This window comes from Exobacillus caeni, from assembly GCF_005747095.1.
Taxonomy (GTDB): domain Bacteria; phylum Bacillota; class Bacilli; order Bacillales; family Guptibacillaceae; genus Exobacillus; species Exobacillus caeni.
Genome location: NZ_SWLG01000001.1, coordinates 45435 through 65780 on the forward strand (window position 1 = coordinate 45435; position 20346 = coordinate 65780).

Genomic DNA, 20346 nt, shown 5'->3' on the forward strand with positions numbered 1-20346 from the left:
AAAGCTTTGCGCTACCCAAAAAAGGATTTAAGAACGCGTGAAGGCCAGAGAATAAATCTTTCTTTACATAATAGGAAAACTTTCAAATAATTGTGTGTTTTTTCCTGGTTTTATAAATTCTTTTTTGATATGGTAAAGAAAAGTTCCCATACTAAGCATAAAACCATATCATTAAAGTAAGACAAATAGCAAAATTGGAGTAACGGCAACAATTATCTTGGTCGAAATGGAGAGTTGAGACATGAGCGATAAAGTAATTATCGTTGAAGGGAAAACGGACAGAGACCAGCTCTTACGAATCTTAGATGAACCAGTCGATATTATTTGTACGTATGGAACCATAAGTTTTGACCGTTTAGAGGAACTGAGCGAAGAGCTTTTTGATAAAGATGTATTTGTGCTTGTTGATGCGGATGATGCAGGAGAAAAGCTTCGAAAACAACTTAAGCAGGAAATCCCGCATGCAGAACATTTATATATTACAGTGATACACAAACAAGTAGCTGAAACTCCCCTTAATTACCTTGAAAGAATTTTACGCGCGGCCAGGTTTAGAGTCGCTCCGACTCATTAATATAATAGGAGTGGAATTTCCTGTATTTGGAGTCGAACAAGGGGACAGCAGAATTACTGAATAGGTGAAGCTATGATTGAAGTAAATGAATCAGAATTAGAAAACATAATGAAAACAAAAGACGGACCCGTTCTTATATTTTTTCATACGCCTTTTTGCCAGACGTGTAAAATTGCAAGGCGAATGACGGAGATTGCGCTGGAAAGCTTGAACTTTCGTAGCGATGCATTTTTTGCAGCGAACCTTAATATTATGCCTGCTAAAGCCGAATCATTTGAGATCCAGAGTGTTCCTTGCCTGGTCCTTTTGAAAGATAAGACCATACAGGAGAAGGTTTTTGCCTTTCGATCTGTGGATTATTTGTACAGGTTGTTAGCCCCTTATAAATGAATTTAAACAGCCGAATAAGCATACAAAAAAGCCTCTTTTTGAAAAGAGGCTTTTTTCCTACGGTATAAATTAAGCCAAACGACTTATTTTTTATGTATAAATATCCAATAATACCACATTAATGAAAAGAAGGAAATCAAGAGAATCAAAGTTTTTTAACCTATTTTGATATTTCGTGTAATAAAAGAAAAATTTGGGGAGAAGTGACTGTAGCCCTTGATATTAGGATTTATGGACTATTTGAAAATAGTGCGAATTTAGTGATTATATAGTTACGTCATAAATAGTAAAGAAAAAGTAATATTGTCATAAAAATGTATTCTTTTTGGGGTGGAATGAATGGTATAAATGTATGCAGGAGCAAGTTTTTGAAAGATATTGTCGAAAATAAATTCAATTGAAACAGAAAAAAACAAAAAAGCGATAAATAACGATAAATAGAATGAAGAGCATCAAGAAACGACATCATCACCGACTGGTGTTCAAAAAAAATGAGCGCATGATGAGAGGTGTTAAGAATATGGCAACTATGCAGGTAAATACTCGTTTTATCAGTAAACTTAAGAGGGAGAAAGAAACGAATACCATTGAAGAAAAAATCAACAAAATCCAAAATGGGGATACTTTTTTAAGAAATCAGTTATTGGAAGATTACCAGCCGTTTGTAAAGAAGATTACCTCCAAAGTCTGCAATCGTTATATCAATCAAAATATGGATGAATTCAGCATTGGACTTTATGCTTTTAATGAAGCGATCGATCAATATAAGGAAGGCCAGGGAAGCAGGTTCTTAACGTTTGCTGATATGGTTATCAGGCGACGTGTGATCGATTATATAAGAAAAGAAGCAAGGCAAAACAAACATGTTTTTCTTGAGCCTGAAGAATTGGATGAGGAAGGACGAGTGGAAGACAGTTACGCGGAACAAAGAGCTTCTATCGACCATTACGAGATGGACCGCCAGCGTGAAATAAGAGTATATGAAATCGAAGAATATCGTGAATTGATCTCCAAATATGGCATTACGTTTAAAGTCCTTAGCAAACAATGCCCCAAACATATTGATGCACGGGAAAATGCAAAAAGTATTGCAAAGATGATTGCAGAAGACGAATACCTGTCCGGGTTTTTATTGGAAAAAAAGCAATTGCCGATAAAAGATTTGTTGACAAAGGTTTCCTGCAGTCGTAAAACAATAGAGAGGAATCGAAAGTATATAATAGCAGTTGCACTTATTTATCTGGGTGGATTCAATTCACTCAAACCGTACATCCAATAACATTGTAAAGGGGGTTAAGGGATGAAGCGTGGGGTTGTAATGGAGGTTAACCGCCGCAAGGCAATCATTTTAACACCGGAAGGCTCTTTTCGTGAAATAAAGATGAAGCGGAAGGAACAGCTTGCGGTGGGGGATGAATTAGAGCATTCTTATATCGCAGAATCGCCGAAACCACGGCGCCGCTCCTTTATGCCAACAGTTGCAGGGCTCGCTGCTGCACTGCTGTTTTTCGTAGTAGTATCTGGACTTTTACCATTCTCAAGCAATGAAGCAGTCGCAGCGTACGTTAATTTTGATATTAATCCCAGCATCGAAGTTGGCGTGAATTCTGAACTCGAAGTCGTACAGTTACATACGTGGAACACCGATGCCGAAAGATTGAAGCTCGATCTGGAGGCTGTTAAAGAAATGCCGTTAAGTAACTTTACAAAAGTTTTTATTCAAAGATTGGATGAAAACGGCTACTTAAGCGACGGGAGAAATTTATTAATCGTAACAACAGCAGAAGATGTAGATAAGTATAAAGATATCCAGGACGAGTTGCAGAAGTCAGTTGCATCTAAAGAAGCTGTTGAACAGTTGAAAACCCGAGGAGTAGCTACAACAATCGTGGATTCGGATGCTAAAATAAGGGAAAAAGCGATTAAAAAAGGAATCTCACCAGGAAAGTATACGGTTTATTTGGATGCCGTTGACAAAGGATATGCGTTTACTGAAGACGCTCCAAAAGAAATGAGTTACGGTGAAATGAAGAGCTCTATGGTAGATCAGGATAAACAAAAGGCAGTAGCGGAAGAAGAAACAGAAAAAGAGAAAAAAGCTGACGTGCCTGAGAAAGAAAATACGCTTGTTGAGGAACAAGTGAAGCCTGCTGCTGCTTCAGAAGAGTTAGAAGATAACCTTAAGCATTTGAATAACCATACGAATAATGGAAAAGCTGCACCGTTTATAGAGAACAAATCTAAAGAAAACAAGCCGGCTGCTAATGAAAAAAAAGATCCACCGGGTCAACTGAAGCAAAAAGAGAACAACAAAGATAAAAAAAAAGATAAACTAAAACACAAAGAACATGGTAAACAAAAAGGCAAAGACAAAGGCAACAAAGGGCAAAATAAAGAAAAACATCAAGGCAACGGAAAAGGAAATAAGAAAGACTAAGGGGTCTGACCCCTATAAATCTGTGGATAACTTTCCGCAGCATTTTGGTGTGTAAAATGTGGAAACCCTGCCGGGAAACGGCAGGGTTTTTGTGGTTTGTTATTTTCAGCAGTTTACAAAAGGTTGCTTAGCTCTTTCATGATGTCTATAAAAGTAGCTTTATCCTCAAACTTTGCAGCGATTTCATGTTTCTTGTTAAGGATCACTGTCGTAGGAACCGTTCGGCAATCATAGGCATCATATGTTTGCCTTCCTTTATCAAGCAGGATAGGAAAAGGCAACTGATGTTTCTCGATAAATTCAGGACCGGCATTTTCATCCTTTTCTCTGCCAGTTACATTGATACTAAGAAAAGCGAGGTCTTCCGAGTCCATGGAACGGTAGAACTGTTCTTTTAGGGGTAAGTCCTGCATGCAATCAGGACACCAGGAAACCCAGAAGGTGATCATGACCACCCTGCCTTTATAGTCTTCAAGAGAAACCATTTTTTTCGATCGGTAATCCTCCAATGTGAAATCAGGAGCTTTCATAGAATCTCTCCTTTAAAAAATCTTCTTAGACACTTCCCCATTAGTGTAGCACTTTTTAGCATCTACAAAAAACTTGCAGCATAATATTGTTTTAACCGTTGACAGATAATTCTTTATCGTGCTAAACTGCTTATTAAACAATCGAAAATTTAAATAAGTGTGAATACTTACTCTTATCCAGAGAGGCGGAGGGACTGGCCCGATGAAGCCCGGCAACCGTCAAACATTCGTGTTTGAAATGGTGCCAAATCCTGCAAAGCATTGATAGCTTTGAAAGATGAGAGAGACAAAAACGCATTCTTTTTGCCTCTCTGTTTTTCAGAGGGGCTTTTTGGTTTTTAAAAGGCCTTAAGCAAAATAAGAGAAAAACTTTTCTGGAAAGGGGGAGTGCCTTTCATGAATATAAAGGAAAAATCTGAAGTGGAGCATGGAAAGGTATTAATCGGAGATCTGCTGCTTGAGTCAGGCAAAAGTTTATCGAATGTCGAACTGGCTTATGAAAGAACCGGTGTTGAAAATGCACCTGCTATCCTTGTCTGCCATGCTTTGACGGGAAATCAAGTAACAGTTGGAGATAAGCAAGAGAACGGTTGGTGGTCAGAGTTTATTGGTCCTGGCAAATATGTAGACACAAACAATTATAAGGTCATTACTTTCAATGTGCTGGGTGGCTGCAACGGATCAACTGGCCCGCTCTCGGTCAACCCTGAAACCGGAAAGCCGTACCAGGCTGCATTCCCGTTTCTTACGGTCCGGGATATGGTGAAGGCGCAATACCTGGCATTGAGAGAGCTTGGAATCGAACACTTGGCCGGTGTGATAGGCGGATCGCTTGGGGGAATGCAGGTTCTCGAATGGGGAGTGCTTTATCCCGATTTTATGGATGTTCTTTTTCCGCTGGCGTCTACGCCTGCTTTTAGTGACTATGCGATCGCATACAATGCAATCGCCAGACAGGCGATCATCAGTGATCCCAAATGGAACAACGGTAATTACTCGGCTGATTTCCAACCAGAGGCGGGCTTGAGCATCGCAAGGATGATCGGAATGATTTCTTATCGTTCGGATGACCTGTTCAACCAACGGTTTTCAAGAAAACAACAATCACCGGTAGGTCTTGCCCATAACGAAACTGCATTTGAAATCGAATCTTACTTACATTATCAGGGGAAAAAGCTTACAAAGCGATTTGATGCCAACAGTTATTTATATCTTTTAAAAGCAATGGATAGCCATGACATAGGAAGAGACAGGGGTGGCTGGGAAGCGGCGCTATATGCTATCAGAGCTCCGATCGTGGCGATTGGCTACAAAGGAGATTTGCTTTACCCGCCACATCAGCTTCGTAAGATGATCGATGAGTATCGCCGGATTGGAAAAGAAGGTGATTTTTATGAAGTGGATACCCGTTTTGGCCATGATGGATTTTTGGTGGAATTTGAGAAGTGGGGATTTATTGTCCGAAACAAGCTGAAGCAAGTTTCGCCATTATAAGTTTAATAAGGAGTGGAGAAAAATGAGTGAAAAGAAAAGATACCGTTTGGAAACAGTAGGCGTTCACGGAGGGCTGGAAGCAGACCCTTCAACAGGTGCAAGGGCAGTTCCGATCTATCAATCGAATGCCTATCGCTTTGAAACTACCGATCATGCAGCAGATTTATTTGCTCTTAAAGAACAGGGTTATATCTACTCAAGAATCGGCAATCCGACTGTAAATGTGTTTGAGGAAAGAATCGCCCAGCTAGAAGGCGGCGTTGGCGCGCTTGGTGTTGCGAGCGGCATGGCTGCGATTACAACTTCCATTCTAAATCTGGCAAACAGCGGTGATGAAATCGTTGCAGCCTCCACGCTTTACGGAGGAACGTACAATCTCTTTTCAACAACATTGCCTAAATACGGAATCAAGACAAACTTTGTGGATCCAAAAGATCCTGAAAATTTCCGGAAAGCGATCACTCCTCAGACAAAAGCTGTCTTTGCGGAAACGATCGGTAACCCAGGACTGCATGTATTAGATATAGAAAAAGTGGCAGGCATTGCCCATGAAGCAGGTATACCTCTAATCGTAGATAACACGTTTGCTACACCGTATCTTTGCCGGCCGATCGATTTTGGGGCCGATATCGTCGTCCATTCTGCTACCAAGTGGCTTGGAGGAAACGGAACTACACTTGGCGGCGTTATCGTTGATGGCGGGCAATTCGACTGGAATTCCCCTAAGTTTCCAGGTTTTACAGAACCGGATGAAAGCTATAATGGGCTGGTGTATGCCGAAGCACTTCCAGAAGCAGCTTTTATTGTAAAAGCGCGTGTGCAGCTCCTTCGGGATACAGGACCAGCGTTAAGCCCGTTCAATGCTTTCCAAATTGCCCTTGGGCTTGAGACGCTTCATGTACGCATGAAAGAACATGTGGCTAACACGAAAAAGGTTGTCGATTATCTAGAGAAACATCCTGGTGTTGATTGGGTGTTGTATCCTGGCCAAGAGAGCCACCCTTCCTATTCGCTTGCCGAGCGCTATTTGCCAAAAGGAGCCGGTTCTGTTGTTGTGTTCGGCATTAAAGGCGGTAGAGAGGCAGGGGCAAAAGTGATCAATAAAGTTGAACTGTGGTCCCATGTAGCGAATGTAGGAGATGCCAAGAGCCTGATTATCCATCCGGCAAGCACCACTCATCAGCAGCTAAACCCAGAAGATCTCGTTTCTTCGGGAGTTACAGAAGACTTGATCCGTTTATCTGTAGGGATTGAGAACGTAGAGGACCTGATCGAGGACCTGGAACAGGCGATCGAGATTGCCAACGGAACATCGTTGCAAACAGAAACAGTGTAATTTAGTGCAAGCTTCCTCGAGTCACTAATTAATTTTTATGAATTTTAAAAATATATTGACATCAATTTGTCCGAAGTGTATAGTTTTTACTAATTAATAAGTTAAAGCGTTAATTAAATAAAATGTTTTCTTATCCAGAGCGGTGGAGGGACTGGCCCGATGAAACCCGGCAACCATTAAGTCATTGACTTAATAAGGTGCTAATTCCTGCAGGATGTTCGATCATCCTGGTAGATAAGAGGAGAAATGAAGCTCTCTTCTTATGAAGAGGGCTTTTTTTCCGTATAAGAAAGTTTAATTTATCTAGCGTGTATACCACACACATTTTTAGGAGGAATAATTTATGTCAAACGAATTCAACACTTATGATCTTGAAACACTTTCATTGCATGGGGGGCAATCACCTGACCCTACAACAGGCTCAAGAGCAGTACCGATCTATCAGACCAGCTCTTATGTCTTTCATGATACCGAACACGCGGAACGCCTTTTTGCTTTAGATGAGCCTGGAAACATTTATTCCAGAATAGGAAATCCGACAGTCGATGTTTTTGAAAAAAGAATGGCCCTTCTCGAAGATGGTGTAGCGGCGGTTGCTACTGCTTCCGGAATGTCTGCTATTACACTATCGATCTTGAACGTAGCGAGTGCCGGTGACGAAATCGTTGCAGCGGCAAATCTCTACGGCGGTACATATAACCTGTTTACCACAACGCTTCCGCGATACGGAATCACAGTGAAACTCGTTGATCCTACTGATGCTGAAAACTTTAAAAAAGCGATTACCGATAAAACAAAAGCGGTTTTTGCTGAAATAATCGGAAACCCCAGCCTGCATGTCCTTGATGTAGAAGGAGTAGCAGATGTGGCACACGAGGCAGGCATTCCATTGATAGTCGATAACACTTTTGCAACACCATACGTTTGCAAGCCGATTACGCTTGGTGCTGATATTGTCGTTCACTCTGCGACAAAATGGATCGGTGGCCACGGAACTTCAATAGGCGGAATCATCGTTGACGGTGGCAGATTCAATTGGAACTCAGAAAAGTTCCCGACCTTTACAGAGCCTGATAAAAGTTATAACGGTGTGCGCTATGCACTTGATTTTGGAACACTAGCATTTAGCACCAAAGTACGTGTTCAACTTCTCAGGGATTTTGGGGCATGTTTAAGCCCGTTTAACGCGTTCCTTCTTTTACAGGGACTTGAAACGCTTCACTTGAGAGTGGAGAAGCACAATCAAAACGCACGGGAAATCGCGGATTATCTTTCAGGGCATCCTGCGGTAGAATGGGTTTCCTATCCTGGCCTTGAAAACCATTCTTCCCATAAACTTGCCAAAAAAGTGTTGAACAACGGTTTTGGTGCTGTGGTTAACTTCGGTATCAAGGGAGGAAGAGAGGCTGGTAGACAGCTGATCGATAACGTTTCTCTATGGTCCCACCTTGCAAACGTAGGTGATGCAAAATCATTGATTATCCATCCAGCCTCCACTACACATCAGCAATTATCAGAAGAGGAGCTTGAAGAAACAGGTGTTAAGGCAGAGCTTGTCCGTTTGTCCGTAGGGGTAGAGTCAGTTCGTGATCTCACAAACGACCTTGACCAGGCACTCCTTAAAGCAACAGGGAAGAGCAGGAATGGAACAAAGCAGGTGGTTATTAACGATGAAGGTGTTATTCGCTGGGCGCTTCAATCACCGATCGTCCGTGAACAGGGCGAAAATGGAGAATCACACCGCCAGAAGACAGTTGCCATTGTTGGCCTGAGCAGTAACGAAGCAAGGCCAAGTAACAGACTTGCCAGAAAAATGCAGCGTCTTGGCTATAAGATTATCCCGGTAAATCCGAGAGAGTCAGAGGTCCTTGGGGAAAAAGCATACCCGGATCTTAAAAGCATCCCGGGGCCGATCGATATCGTTCAAGTGTTCAGGAGTCCGGAAGCTGCAGTTGGTATCGCACATGAAGCCGCACAGGTAAAGCCGGGAATCTTCTGGCTGCAGGAAGGGGTTGTGTCAGAAGAAGCTGCCTTGATTGCAAAAAACGCGGGACTGGAGGTTGTCCATAACAGATGCACATATAAAGAAGCACAGAGACTAAGAGGAACCATTACTACTTATGCATGTGAAATCTAAATGAATGAGGAAGGCTCCGAGAGGAAAGGCCCCCTGGAGCGCAACAATTAAGAGATAAAACAGAGAAACAGGAGTGGATAGAAATGAAAATAAAAAGAATACCATTTATCGATATAAGAAGTTTTCTTGCGATCGTCCTGCTGGTTGCCTTCGCAGTCCTCTCTGCAGGATGTTCTTCAGAAGCAAGTTCTGAAACAGGACCGGAAAAAATCCGCCTCGACTATGCTTATTACTCTCCAACCAGCCTTGTTGTGAAAAAGTTTGGTTGGGCAGAAGAAGAATTTGAAAAAGAAGGCATCGAAGTTTCTTATACCCTCAGCCAGGGGAGCAACAAAGCGCTCGAGTTCCTTAACAGCGACAGTGTTGATTTTGGTTCAACAGCCGGTGCCGCTGCATTGATGGCAAAGGCGAAAGGGTCACCGATCGAAAATGTCTATGTTTATTCCAAACCGGAATGGACAGCATTGGTGACAAACAAAGAATCAAAGATTGAAAAAGTAGAAGATTTGAAAGGGAAAAAAGTAGCCGCCACGTTAGGCACGGATCCATATATTTTCCTTCTTCGTGCACTAAATGAAAAAGGATTAAAGGCAGAGGACATTCAACTCGTTAATCTTCAGCACGGCGATGGAGCTAATGCATTGGCTTCAGGTGACGTTGATGCATGGGCAGGGCTAGATCCCCACATGGCAAGAGCAGAACTTGAAACAGGGGCAAAACTTTTCTACCGCAATCCGGACTTTAACACCTATGGATTTTTAAATGTCCGTTCAGATTTTGCTGAAAAATATCCAAATTATGTTGAGCGAGTGATCAAGGTATATGAAAAGGCCCGCAAATGGGTGCTTGAAAACCCTGGCGAAGCTGCAGAAATATTAGCGGAAGAAGCGAACATCGACGTAGAAGTAGCGAAAAAGGAACTGGAAAGAAACGATTTTTCAAATCCTGTGCCAGGCACCGAACATAAAGATGCGCTGAAGGCAGCCGGTAAAGTGCTGAAAAAAGGGGAAGCGATCGACAAAGGTGCTGATATTGAAAAGCTTGTTAACGATTTGATCAATCCTTCTTATGTTAAAAAAGAGGATCAGTAACCAGAGGAGGTAGAAGCATTGGCGAATCATCAAAATGGAAATACCGCGAGCCTTCCTTTCCCAAAAGTGAAAAAGGCTTCACCGTTTAAAAAAGCTATGTTTCATCCATTTATCGTTGGAAGTATTTTGCCGGTTATTCTCATCATCGTATGGGAAGCGTTGAGCCGGGCGGGGGTGATTCCTGCCTACCAGCTCCCTTCCCCTACAGCGATCGTAGATAAAATTATCGAACTTGCAGAAAAGGGGACACTCTGGGGCCACGTTGGCATCACAACCTACCGAATTTTCCTTGGTTTTTTACTTGGAACCGCAGCAGCAGTGATAATCGGATCTTTTGTAGGTTTTTACAATAGGGTGGAACAGCTTCTGGATCCAATGATTCAGGCGTTCCGTTCCATTCCCTCTCTAGCGTGGGTCCCCTTGTTCATTCTCTGGATGAGTATTGGGGAAGCTTCCAAAGTGGCCCTGATCGCGGTCGGTGTATTTTTTCCGGTGTATCTCAATATTGTGAGCGGGATATCTGGAGTTGACCGAAAACTGATAGAAGTAGGGAAAATGTATGGCTTCACTAATTTTCAGCTCGTAAAAAGAATCATTTTGCCTGCATCGCTTCCTTCCTTTCTCGTCGGTATGCGAAGCGGGCTCGGACTTGGATGGATGTTTGTCGTCGCTGCAGAATTAATGGGGGCAAGCCAGGGTCTCGGTTATTTGTTAGTCGTCGGACAAAACACGTACTCTCCCGATTTGATTATCGCAAGTATCGTGCTATTTGCGATTCTCGGAAAAGTGACTGACGCACTTTTAAAGAGGCTCGAGTACAAAGCATTGCACTGGCAGGATCGCCTGGAGCGTTCATAAAACGGAGGTGAATGAAAGTGAGTTTAATGGTTAAAAACGTGACACGCCGTTTTAACGGAAACACAGCCGTCAAAAACATCAGCTTTCAAACATATAAGGGAGAGATCGTCGGTTTATTAGGTACGAGTGGCTGTGGGAAAAGTACATTGCTACGGGCGATTTCCGGATTGGATGAAGGTTATGAAGGAGAAGTGTCCCTGAACGGAAACGCTGTTCGAAATGTTAACACGAATGCGAGCTTTATTTTTCAAGAACCGCGGTTGATGCCATGGCTGACTGTAAAAGATAATGTTTCTTTCGGACTTTCCGAAAAGAAACAAGAAAAAGGGTTGAAAGCAGAAAGGTATATTGAACTTGTTGGTTTAAAAGGCTACGAAAACTATTATCCGCTCGAGTTATCTGGAGGAATGGCCCAGCGTGTTGCGATCGCAAGAGCACTCGTTACTTCGCCTGAGCTTCTGTTGCTCGATGAACCCTTCAGTGCGCTCGATGCATTTACAAAAATGCAGCTTCAAGACCTTTTGCTAAAAATCTGGAGTGAGTATCGTTCCACGATGGTGCTGGTTACCCATGATATTGATGAAGCGCTTTATCTATGCGACAGAATCATTATTTTAACAGGACAGCCAGGTGTCTTCAAGCAGGAATTCGTAATCGAAGAGCCAAAGCCAAGGCGAAGAGGAAGCCAGCAGGTTGCAGCCTATAAAGAGAGAATTTTAAAATGCCTTGAACTTTAAAAATAGATATAGACAACTAACGGGATAAGAAGGAGGCTGGATGATGCAAACCATTACACGAAAAGAGATACCAGCATTTGAAGGAAATCATAATCTGGCAAACTATCACGAAACGTACTCTCGATTTAATTGGGAAGATGCAAAACAGGGATTGAGCTTCAGCAAAACAGGTAAATGGAATGCAGCGTATGAATGCATCGACCGCCACATAGATGATGGCTATGGGGACCGAACAGCGCTTTATTATGTCAACGGTGAAGTCGACGAATCGCTTACTTTTAAAGAGGTGCAAGAGAAAGTAGATTTGTATGCCGGTATTTTAAAAAAGCACGGAGTCAAAAAGGGAGACCGCGTATTTGTCTTTCTCCCAAAGACACCAGAATGTTATATCGCAATTTTATCGGTGATTAAAATCGGAGCGATTGCCGGTCCTTTATTCGAGGCATTCATGGAGGATGCAGTAAAAGACCGAATCAATGATTGTGAAGGAACTGTGTTAATCACCGATAAAGAACTGCGAAAAAGAGTTCCAGAAAATGAAATCCCTTCGCTTTCAACGATATTGCTTGTGGAGGAAATGGAATCTGAGCCAGAACCTGTTTTGTCTTCAGAATTGACTGAATGGGTTGACCCGGAAGACGGCATGATCATTCATTATACAAGCGGTTCGACAGGCAAGCCAAAGGGAGTTCTCCATGCACACAGGACGGTAACCCACCATCTCGTTACAGGAAAATGGGTGCTGGACATAAAAGACACAGATGTTTATTGGTGTACTTCGCATCCGGGCTGGGTAACTGGCAGCGTCTATGGCCTGTTTGCCCCATGGTTAAACAGGGCGACGATTGTTATTCACGGCGGCCGATTCAAGGCAGAGGAGTGGTACCAGATCATCCAGGATAAGCGGGTTAGTATCTGGTACAGCGCACCGACAGCATTCCGCATGCTTATGTCTAACTCTGATATCGCCCAGGATTATGACTTAACGTCTCTCAGACATGTTCTAAGTGTTGGAGAACCGCTGAATCCAGAGGTTATCCACTGGGCTTTCGAACGATTTAATCTGCGAATCCACGATACTTGGTGGATGACGGAAACTGGGGGACACCTTATCGTAAACCTTCCGTCAGCAAAAATTAAACCAGGCTCAATGGGCAGGCCGTTCCCGGGAATTGAAGCGGGAATTCTTGACGAAGAAGGTAACGAGCTTCCGAGGGGAACAGTGGGACAGCTGGCTGTCAGGGCACCGTGGCCGGGACTTATGAAGGAAATCTGGGGGAATAAAGATAAGTTTGATGCTTATTTCAAATATAAAGGCTGGTACGTTTCTGGAGATCTTGCCCTAATGGATGAGGAGGGCTATATCTTCTTCCAGGGCAGAGATGATGACATGATCAAGTCTTCTGGAGAGCGGATCGGCCCGTTTGAAGTAGAAAGCAAGCTGATCGAGCACCCTGCTGTTTCCGAGGCAGGCGTAATCGGCAAACCGGACCCCGTTCGCGGAGAAATCGTTAAAGCGTTCATCACATTGCGGAACGGTTATGAAGAGAGCACAGCACTTGTGGATGACATCAGAAGCTTTGTGAAACTAAAGCTAGCTGCCCACGCTGCCCCAAGAGAGATCGAGGTTGTAGGGGAACTGCCAAAAACAAAAATCAGCGGAAAGATTTTGAGGAGAAAGCTCAAAGAATGGGAGTTGCAAAAACAAAATAAGGCTAACGAACAGGAGGGGAAATATGTCAAAGCTTAAAGTTGCACTTCTTGGTTTCGGTACGGTCGGAAGCGGCGTCTATGAGGCGGTCAAGACCCACCAGCAACGCCTGGAAACTCTTCTTGGCAAGCCTGTCGAAGTTGCCGCTGTTTTAATAAAAGATGAACAGAAGAAAAGAAACGTTGATTCTAATGTACTGTTTACTTCAAATATCGAAAAAGTCCTGGAAACTCCAGGGCTTAATGTTGTGATGGAAGCAATTGTAGGTGTAGAACCAGGTTACACCTACCTCTCAAAGGCAATGGAAAAGGGATGCCATATTGTGACAGCAAACAAGGAATTGTTCGCCCACAAAGGAATCGAACTGAAGAAAAAAGCCAGGGAAAACAATGTGAATATCTTATTTGAAGCTGCAGTTGCTGGCGGTATCCCGATTATAGGAACATTAAGGAAGTTGCTTCAGGTGAATGATGTTTCAAAGGTAACGGGTATTTTAAACGGAACATCGAACTATATTTTATCAGATATCAGGACGAGGCAAATTCCTTTTTCCAGGGCACTTGAAGCTGCCCAGCAAAAAGGCTATGCCGAAGCGGACCCTGTAAACGATGTGGAAGGATGGGATGCCTTTTACAAACTGATGATTCTTTCAGAACTGTTATACGGCGTTCAGCCAGAATGGACAGAAACAACTAGAAAAGGAATACGAGATGTATCGTTCGGTGACATCTGTATAGCAGAAGCGTTTGGGCTCAGGATTAAGCACATTGCAACGGTGGAAAGAAGTCTGGAAGGTTTGAAAGCACGTGTAGAACCTGTGATGATGGCTCCGTCGCATCCGCTTTATTCCATAGAAGGCGTAGACAACGCTGTTACAGTAACCGGTGATCTTGTAGGCGAAGTGACATTAACGGGTCCGGGGGCCGGGGCGAAGCCGACAGCAAGTGCCATGGTGGAAGATCTTCTTCATGTTCAAGACTCAAACCATCCTTTCGTACATGAGAAAATAAAGGGGGAAAATCAGGAGAGCACCTTAAAAGATGATAACAGATTACAAGATTGGCTCCTTGTCGTCCCTTCTATTAATCTGCCAGATGATGTCGTTGTCCATGAAGCGAAGACACTCACAGTAAACGGAAAATCTGTCACAGGATATTACGTCAGCGGATCAGTGGCAACGGTCAACCGCCTTTTAAAACAATATTCTACCCTTGTTGTTTATCCCGTGGAAGGGGAAGGATTACGCTTTGAGTCTAAAGAATTAGTTATAGTGAACACAAGATAAAAATATAGGTTAGTTGTTTGACTCCGGTTTTAAAAAATCGGGGTTGTTTTTTTGGGATTTTTTTATAGTCAATAAACGTCAATAGTGCGAAACGACGGTGAATACCGGTTCATTAAAATTTTTTTGAAAAAATCTAGTAAATCAAAATCCGCACCATTTAGCGAATGAAAGCGATTACAACAAATCAGATAAATTTGAATTATCTAAAAATTTTTAAATAGGGTGTTGACCTTACTGGAAAACGGGCGTATTATTGTCCTCAATCAAAGAAAAATTATCAAATAATTTCACCAATTGAACAGGAGGACAGTGTTTATCACTGGGCCTTTAGAATTTAATTATTAACTTTAATGCGTCTATGTATTAAAACGAAAGGAGTGAACAAGGTGAGTGAACAGTGGATCTACCTAAACGGCGAATTTGTTAAGAAGGAAGATGCTGTAGTATCCGTGTATGATCATGGATTCTTATATGGAGATGGGGTGTTTGAAGGCATTCGCATGTATGATGGCAATGTGTTTAGATTAAGCGAACATCTCCAGCGGCTTTATGATTCTGCCCATTCAATCATGCTTGAAATACCTTACACGATGGAGGAACTGACAGAAATTATTACCGAAACTCTTAGAAAGAACAAACTGACGGATGCTTATATTCGCGTGGTAGTTTCTAGAGGAGTTGGGAATCTTGGACTTGATCCTTTTACTTGCAAAAGGCCTCAGCTCATTGTCATCGCAGAAGCGCTGGCCTTGTTCCCGAAACATTTATATGAGTCAGGAATTGAAATTGCGACAGTGGCAAGCAGAAGAAACCGCTCAGATGTATTGAGCCCTAAAGTTAAATCTCTTAACTATTTAAATAATATTTTAGTGAAAATAGAAGCCAATCTGGCAGGTGTGAGCGAGGCACTGATGTTAAATGACCAGGGATATGTTGCAGAAGGATCAGCTGACAATGTATTCATCGTCAAAGGAAATGTCATTAAGACTCCTCCTGGTTATGTAGGAGCACTTGAAGGAATCACCAGGAACGCGATCATGGAACTTGCCAAAAAAGAAGGCTATGAAATGAGAGAGGAAACATTCACTAGACACGACGTTTACGTTGCAGATGAGGTGTTCTTGACAGGAACCGCTGCCGAAGTCATCGCTGTTGTCAAAGTGGATGGCAGGAAAATCGGAGACGGCAAGCCAGGAGCAACAACCAATAAACTTCTTAAAGCGTTTCGGGACATTGTAACGGTGGATGGAGAAAAGGTTTACCCTTCTAAAAGGGATGCCCAAGTAGGATAGGTCAGGAGAGATAACATGCGAAGCGATATGATCAAAAAAGGAATTGACAGAGCACCGCATCGTAGTCTGTTACATGCTGCGGGAGTGAAAACAGAGGATATTGGAAAGCCTTTTATCGGTGTCTGTAACTCCTATGTCGATATTATTCCGGGTCATATGCACCTGAATAAATTTGCAGAAGTGGTAAAGGAAGAGATTAGAAAAGCAGGAGGCATCCCGTTCGAATTCAACACGATCGGGGTTGATGACGGAATTGCGATGGGGCATATCGGAATGAGATATTCCCTTCCGAGCAGAGAGATCATTGCTGATTCAGCTGAGACAGTGATCAATGCGCACTGGTTCGATGGAGTCTTTTATATTCCGAACTGTGACAAAATCACTCCTGGGATGCTGATGGCAGCGGCAAGAACGAACGTCCCTTCCGTGTTTGTATCAGGCGGCCCGATGGAAGCGGGAAGATCAAGCTCTGGTGAATCGTTATCACTAGTGTCTGTGTTTGAAGGAGTCGGAGCCCACCAGTCTGGAAAAATGTCTACGCAGGAATTACTGGAGCTCGAACAAAGTGCATGCCCGACATGCGGTTCTTGTTCAGGAATGTTTACTGCGAACAGCATGAATTCCATGATGGAGATGCTCGGCATGGCGCTTCCGGGTAACGGTACCATTGTTGCCACCTCAGAAGAACGGCATCAGCTGATCAAGGATGCTGCACGCCATTTAATAAACCTGGTGGAAAAGGATATTCGGCCAAGGGACATCATCACAAAAGAAGCGATCGACGATTCGTTTGCACTCGATATGGCGATGGGCGGTTCGACGAACACGGTACTCCATGCCCTCGCGATTGCTAATGAGGCAGAGGTAGAATACGACTTGAAAAGGATTAATGAGGTTGCGGAACGAGTCCCGTACCTTTCAAAAATAAGCCCTGCTTCTGATTATTCCATGCAGGATGTACATGATGCAGGAGGAGTAAGTGCAATCATCAAAGAGCTCTGTCAGATAGAAGGAGCAGTTCATCGAGACCGGATCACGATTACCGGAAAATCAATATATGAAAACGTAAAAGACGCTGAAATCACAAACGATAAGGTGATTCACCGAAAAGATAATCCTTACAGTCCTGTCGGAGGGCTTTCGATCTTGCACGGCAATATCGCTCCTGACGGCGGGGTAATCAAAGTTGGGGCGGTTGATCCATCGATCAAAACGTTTGTCGGAGAAGCGATCGTCTTCGAGTCACAGGAAGATGCCCAGAAAGGAATCGATGACGGAACAGTAAAAGAAGGCCACGTTGTCGTAATCCGTTATGAAGGGCCAAAAGGCGGCCCGGGGATGCCTGAGATGCTTGCTCCTACTTCCGCAATCGCTGGAAGAGGGCTCGACAAAAAAGTTGCATTGATAACAGATGGAAGGTTTTCAGGCGCTTCGAGGGGAATTTCCATCGGACATATTTCTCCTGAAGCGGCAGAAGGCGGACCGATCGGGCTTATCCAGAACGGCGACCAGATAATTATCGACTTGCCGAACAGATCGATCAATGTTCTCCTAACAGATGAAGAGCTAAAAGAAAGAAGAAACGGCTGGACACAGCCTGAACCAAAAATTAAGCGTGGTTATCTTGCCCGCTATGCCAAACTGGTTACATCAGCAAGTACCGGCGGCATAATGAAAATATAAATCGATGAAGAGGTAAAAGTTGAAGGAACGGGTATTCACAGAGAGCCGGTAATGCTGGAAACCGGTAATGCTCCCTTCAGCGACATCCCCTCTGAGTGCTTATCTGAAAGATTACAGTAGGATGAGCCGGGTGCCGTGCACTCGTTATTAAAAGGACAATGATTATTGTCCATGAGGCTGCATTTGTAAAAATGCAGAAAAGTAGGGTGGTACCGTGAAATAGTCTTTTCACCCCTGCGTAGTGGTAAACACATGCGTAGGAGTGGAAAGGCTTTTTTTATACCTTTTATCAAAATAATCTGGAGCCTGACTACCGGCGGCAAAGAAAAATGAATTGGAGGGAGAAAGATTATGAGGGCAAAGGTAAGGGCAGAAGCAGAGCCCTTGAGGGAAACGATGAGCGGAGCTGATGTGCTTATTCAAGCTTTAAAGGAAGAAAATGTAGAGGTGTTGTTTGGTTATCCTGGAGGCGCAGTACTGCCGATCTATGATTCTCTTTACAAAAACCCGATCAAACATATTTTGACGAAGCATGAACAGGGTGCGATCCATGCGGCAGAAGGATATGCAAGAGTTTCGGGAAAGCCGGGGGTTGTCATTGCCACCTCAGGTCCAGGCGCTACCAATCTTGTAACAGGGATTGCAGACGCCATGATGGATTCCCTACCACTCGTTATTTTCACAGGGCAGGTTGCAACGAACGTGATCGGAACAGACGCTTTTCAGGAATCAGATGTGATGGGGATTACAACGCCGATCACAAAGCATAATTACCAGGTAAGAGATGCAGGAGACCTGCCCCGCATAGTAAAAGAAGCGTTCCATATTGCTACAACGGGAAGACCGGGACCGGTAGTAGTCGACATCCCAAAAGATATTTCAAACAGTTTCACTGATCCAAAGTTTGATGAGGAGGTTAACCTTCCTGGTTATCAGCCGACGACACAGCCGAACATTCTGCAAATCAAAAAGCTGAAAGAAGCGATATCAGAATCCAAAAAGCCAGTGATTCTTGCAGGAGCGGGTGTGTTGCACGGAAATGCATCACATGATCTCCTCACCTTTGCCGAAGAAATGAAAATACCGGTTACAAACACATTGCTCGGTCTTGGCAGCTTTCCAGGTGATCATCCGTTGTTTCTAGGAATGGCAGGGATGCATGGGACTTACGCTGCGAACATGGCTCTATATGAATGTGATTTATTGATAAGCATCGGAGCCCGGTTCGATGACAGGCTTACTGGAAACCTTAAGCACTTCGCACCGGAAGCTACCGTCGCGCATATCGATATCGACCCTGCGGAGATCGGAAAAAATGTGAAGACAGAAATACCGATCGTCTCTGATGCCGGTGAAGCAATCCGCAAACTTAGTGAACAAAACGGCACACCAGCAGAGTCGGAACAATGGAGAGCGCATCTATCTGGTTATAAAAAGGATTATCCTCTCTGGTACAAAGAAGAAAAAGAAAAACTGCTGCCACAGCGTCTTGTTGAATTGATTCATGAACATACAGAGGGAGAGGCAATCGTAACGACAGATGTTGGCCAGCATCAAATGTGGGCGGCACAGTATTATCAATTTAAAAATCCGAACCGGTGGGTGACATCAGGCGGACTTGGGACGATGGGCTTTGGGTTTCCGGCTGCTATCGGAGCGCAGCTGGCATTCCCAGATAAAACGGTAGTTGGTTTGGTTGGCGATGGAGGCTTCCAGATGACACTTCAAGAGCTTTCTGTTCTGCAAGAACTAAACCTTCCTGTAAAAGTGGTTATTTTAAACAATCAATCATTGGGAATGGTGAGGCAGTGGCAGGAGACCTTTTATGAAGAACGATACTCTCATTCGTTGATTCCGGTTCAGCCCGATTTTGTGAGATTAGCGGAAGCCTATGGCATAAAAGGCTATAAGGTTAGCTCGGAAAAGGAAGCTGCTGAGGTTTTCAAGGAAACAATGAACAACGAAGAGCCGGTCGTGATCGATTGCCGGGTATGCGGATTAGAGAACGTATTTCCGATGATAGCACCAGGAAAAGGACTCCATGAGATGATCGGGGTGAAACCATGAGAAGGATCGTTACAGCGACTGTAAATAACCAGAGTGGAGTGCTTAATAGGGTGACTGGCCTGTTGAGTAAGAGGCAGTTCAATATTGAGAGCATCACGGTAGGTTATACGGAAAAAGAAGGCATTTCGAAGATGACTTTTGTTGTTAATGTGGATGATGACCAGAAGATTGAACAGCTTATTAAGCAGTTGAATAAGCAGATTGATGTGTTGAAGGTTTCGGATATTACGGATCAGGCGATTGTCGCGAGGGAGCTTGCGTTGATTAAGGTGTTGAGTAATGGGCAGGTTCGAAATGAGATCGGTGGAATTGTGGAGCCTTTCCGGGCGTCGATTATAGACGTTAGCCGTGATAGTGTGACGGTCCAGGTGACAGGGGATTCAGCGAAGATCGAAGCGATTATTGATCTGCTTCGTCCATATGGGATCAAGGAGCTGGCGAGGACGGGTATTACGGCGTTCACGAGAGGATCGCAGAAGTCTGTGACGGAGCTGAAGCAGTATTCGTTGTTGAAATAAAGGGTGGAGAAGAGAGCAGTTTTGCTCCCCGGCGTCTCTTAGGGGTTTTGAGTTTCTTACAAGTGAGCTTGGCGACATCCTTAAACCCAACGAGACTTGTCGCTTATGCTCTTATAAAAAGATAGTTACTTAAGGGGATTGAAACCAGCTTAAAGAGATTTGCAATTTAGAGAATCCATGAGCGCCTGGAAAGCCAGGCTTGGGAA

17 protein-coding genes, 2 riboswitches and 1 other annotated feature are annotated in these 20346 nt (G+C 43.6%); of the genes, 16 read left to right on the forward strand and 1 reads right to left on the reverse strand.

The features are described from left to right. Positions 1–241 precede the first annotated feature (241 nt). From FCL54_RS00260 to FCL54_RS00275, 4 genes are all read left to right on the forward strand, one after another. Positions 242–574, forward strand: a complete 333-nt coding sequence (locus FCL54_RS00260) for a toprim domain-containing protein (RefSeq protein WP_138121983.1) — start codon at positions 242–244, stop codon at positions 572–574. 72 nt (positions 575–646) lie between these two features. Next, complete coding sequence (locus FCL54_RS00265) at positions 647–964, forward strand: thioredoxin family protein (RefSeq protein WP_138121985.1); 318 nt, start codon at positions 647–649, stop codon at positions 962–964. A 520-nt stretch (positions 965–1484) separates the two neighbouring features. Continuing rightward, on the forward strand, positions 1485–2243 hold the full coding sequence (gene sigI / locus FCL54_RS00270) for an RNA polymerase sigma-I factor (RefSeq protein ID WP_138121987.1): 759 nt from the start codon (positions 1485–1487) through the stop codon (positions 2241–2243). Positions 2244–2264: 21 nt separating this feature from the next. Beyond that, the gene (locus tag FCL54_RS00275; RefSeq protein ID WP_138121989.1) at positions 2265–3401 is read left to right on the forward strand and encodes an anti-sigma factor domain-containing protein; all 1137 of its coding nucleotides are present in this window, start codon (positions 2265–2267) and stop codon (positions 3399–3401) included. Between the two features lie 113 nt (positions 3402–3514). On the opposite strand, the gene FCL54_RS00280 is transcribed toward FCL54_RS00275, so the two are convergent. After that, complete coding sequence (locus FCL54_RS00280) at positions 3515–3931, reverse strand: TlpA disulfide reductase family protein (protein ID WP_138121991.1); 417 nt, start codon at positions 3929–3931, stop codon at positions 3515–3517. 170 nt (positions 3932–4101) lie between these two features. Then, a riboswitch (SAM riboswitch) is annotated at positions 4102–4215 on the forward strand. Between the two features lie 112 nt (positions 4216–4327). On the opposite strand from FCL54_RS00280, the gene metX reads away from it, so the two are divergent. From metX to ilvN, 12 genes are all read left to right on the forward strand, one after another. Next, on the forward strand, positions 4328–5425 hold the full coding sequence (gene metX / locus FCL54_RS00285; protein ID WP_138121993.1) for a homoserine O-acetyltransferase MetX: 1098 nt from the start codon (positions 4328–4330) through the stop codon (positions 5423–5425). A 22-nt stretch (positions 5426–5447) separates the two neighbouring features. Then, positions 5448–6761, forward strand: coding sequence for an O-acetylhomoserine aminocarboxypropyltransferase/cysteine synthase family protein (locus FCL54_RS00290; RefSeq protein WP_138121995.1), 1314 nt, complete (start codon positions 5448–5450; stop codon positions 6759–6761). Positions 6762–6888: 127 nt separating this feature from the next. Continuing rightward, positions 6889–7002: riboswitch (SAM riboswitch) on the forward strand. A 102-nt stretch (positions 7003–7104) separates the two neighbouring features. Then, on the forward strand, positions 7105–8898 hold the full coding sequence (locus FCL54_RS00295) for a PLP-dependent aspartate aminotransferase family protein (RefSeq protein ID WP_138121997.1): 1794 nt from the start codon (positions 7105–7107) through the stop codon (positions 8896–8898). Between the two features lie 83 nt (positions 8899–8981). After that, on the forward strand, positions 8982–9989 hold the full coding sequence (locus tag FCL54_RS00300) for an aliphatic sulfonate ABC transporter substrate-binding protein (RefSeq protein WP_138121999.1): 1008 nt from the start codon (positions 8982–8984) through the stop codon (positions 9987–9989). Between the two features lie 18 nt (positions 9990–10007). Beyond that, the gene (locus FCL54_RS00305; protein ID WP_425467079.1) at positions 10008–10847 is read left to right on the forward strand and encodes an ABC transporter permease; all 840 of its coding nucleotides are present in this window, start codon (positions 10008–10010) and stop codon (positions 10845–10847) included. A 17-nt stretch (positions 10848–10864) separates the two neighbouring features. Beyond that, positions 10865–11584 carry an ABC transporter ATP-binding protein gene (locus FCL54_RS00310; protein WP_138122001.1) on the forward strand — a complete coding sequence of 240 codons (720 nt, stop codon included), beginning with the start codon at positions 10865–10867 and terminating at the stop codon, positions 11582–11584. Between the two features lie 43 nt (positions 11585–11627). Then, complete coding sequence (gene acsA, locus FCL54_RS00315) at positions 11628–13334, forward strand: acetate--CoA ligase (RefSeq protein ID WP_138122003.1); 1707 nt, start codon at positions 11628–11630, stop codon at positions 13332–13334. Next, the gene (locus FCL54_RS00320) at positions 13321–14580 is read left to right on the forward strand and encodes a homoserine dehydrogenase (RefSeq protein ID WP_138122005.1); all 1260 of its coding nucleotides are present in this window, start codon (positions 13321–13323) and stop codon (positions 14578–14580) included. Before acsA ends, FCL54_RS00320 begins: the two co-directional genes overlap by 14 nt. A gap of 386 nt (positions 14581–14966) precedes the next feature. Next, positions 14967–15872, forward strand: coding sequence for a branched-chain-amino-acid transaminase (gene ilvE, locus FCL54_RS00325; RefSeq protein WP_138122007.1), 906 nt, complete (start codon positions 14967–14969; stop codon positions 15870–15872). A gap of 15 nt (positions 15873–15887) precedes the next feature. Beyond that, positions 15888–17555 (forward strand): dihydroxy-acid dehydratase, encoded by a 1668-nt coding sequence (ilvD, locus tag FCL54_RS00330; RefSeq protein ID WP_138122009.1) that lies wholly within the window; start codon positions 15888–15890, stop codon positions 17553–17555. Further along, positions 17551–17794 (forward strand) — a binding site (T-box leader). Its footprint overlaps the gene before it by 5 nt. Before the next feature lie 112 nt (positions 17795–17906). After that, positions 17907–19622: an acetolactate synthase large subunit gene (ilvB, locus tag FCL54_RS00335; RefSeq protein ID WP_138122011.1), complete on the forward strand. Its 1716-nt coding sequence runs from the start codon at positions 17907–17909 to the stop codon at positions 19620–19622. After that, complete coding sequence (ilvN, locus tag FCL54_RS00340; RefSeq protein WP_138122013.1) at positions 19619–20140, forward strand: acetolactate synthase small subunit; 522 nt, start codon at positions 19619–19621, stop codon at positions 20138–20140. Before ilvB ends, ilvN begins: the two co-directional genes overlap by 4 nt. Positions 20141–20346: the final 206 nt, after the last annotated feature.

Bases quoted from the DNA above. Each gene is read 5' to 3' on its own strand.
- FCL54_RS00260 (WP_138121983.1), top strand. From the start codon at position 242: ATGAGCGATAAAGTAATTATCGTTGAAGGGAAAACGGACAGAGACCAG.
- FCL54_RS00265 (WP_138121985.1), top strand. From the start codon at position 647: ATGATTGAAGTAAATGAATCAGAATTAGAAAACATAATGAAAACAAAA.
- sigI (WP_138121987.1), top strand. From the start codon at position 1,485: ATGGCAACTATGCAGGTAAATACTCGTTTTATCAGTAAACTTAAGAGG.
- FCL54_RS00275 (WP_138121989.1), top strand. From the start codon at position 2,265: ATGAAGCGTGGGGTTGTAATGGAGGTTAACCGCCGCAAGGCAATCATT.
- FCL54_RS00280 (WP_138121991.1), bottom strand. From the start codon at position 3,931: ATGAAAGCTCCTGATTTCACATTGGAGGATTACCGATCGAAAAAAATG.
- metX (WP_138121993.1), top strand. From the start codon at position 4,328: ATGAATATAAAGGAAAAATCTGAAGTGGAGCATGGAAAGGTATTAATC.
- FCL54_RS00290 (WP_138121995.1), top strand. From the start codon at position 5,448: ATGAGTGAAAAGAAAAGATACCGTTTGGAAACAGTAGGCGTTCACGGA.
- FCL54_RS00295 (WP_138121997.1), top strand. From the start codon at position 7,105: ATGTCAAACGAATTCAACACTTATGATCTTGAAACACTTTCATTGCAT.
- FCL54_RS00300 (WP_138121999.1), top strand. From the start codon at position 8,982: ATGAAAATAAAAAGAATACCATTTATCGATATAAGAAGTTTTCTTGCG.
- acsA (WP_138122003.1), top strand. From the start codon at position 11,628: ATGCAAACCATTACACGAAAAGAGATACCAGCATTTGAAGGAAATCAT.
- FCL54_RS00320 (WP_138122005.1), top strand. From the start codon at position 13,321: ATGTCAAAGCTTAAAGTTGCACTTCTTGGTTTCGGTACGGTCGGAAGC.
- ilvD (WP_138122009.1), top strand. From the start codon at position 15,888: ATGCGAAGCGATATGATCAAAAAAGGAATTGACAGAGCACCGCATCGT.
- ilvB (WP_138122011.1), top strand. From the start codon at position 17,907: ATGAGGGCAAAGGTAAGGGCAGAAGCAGAGCCCTTGAGGGAAACGATG.
- ilvN (WP_138122013.1), top strand. From the start codon at position 19,619: ATGAGAAGGATCGTTACAGCGACTGTAAATAACCAGAGTGGAGTGCTT.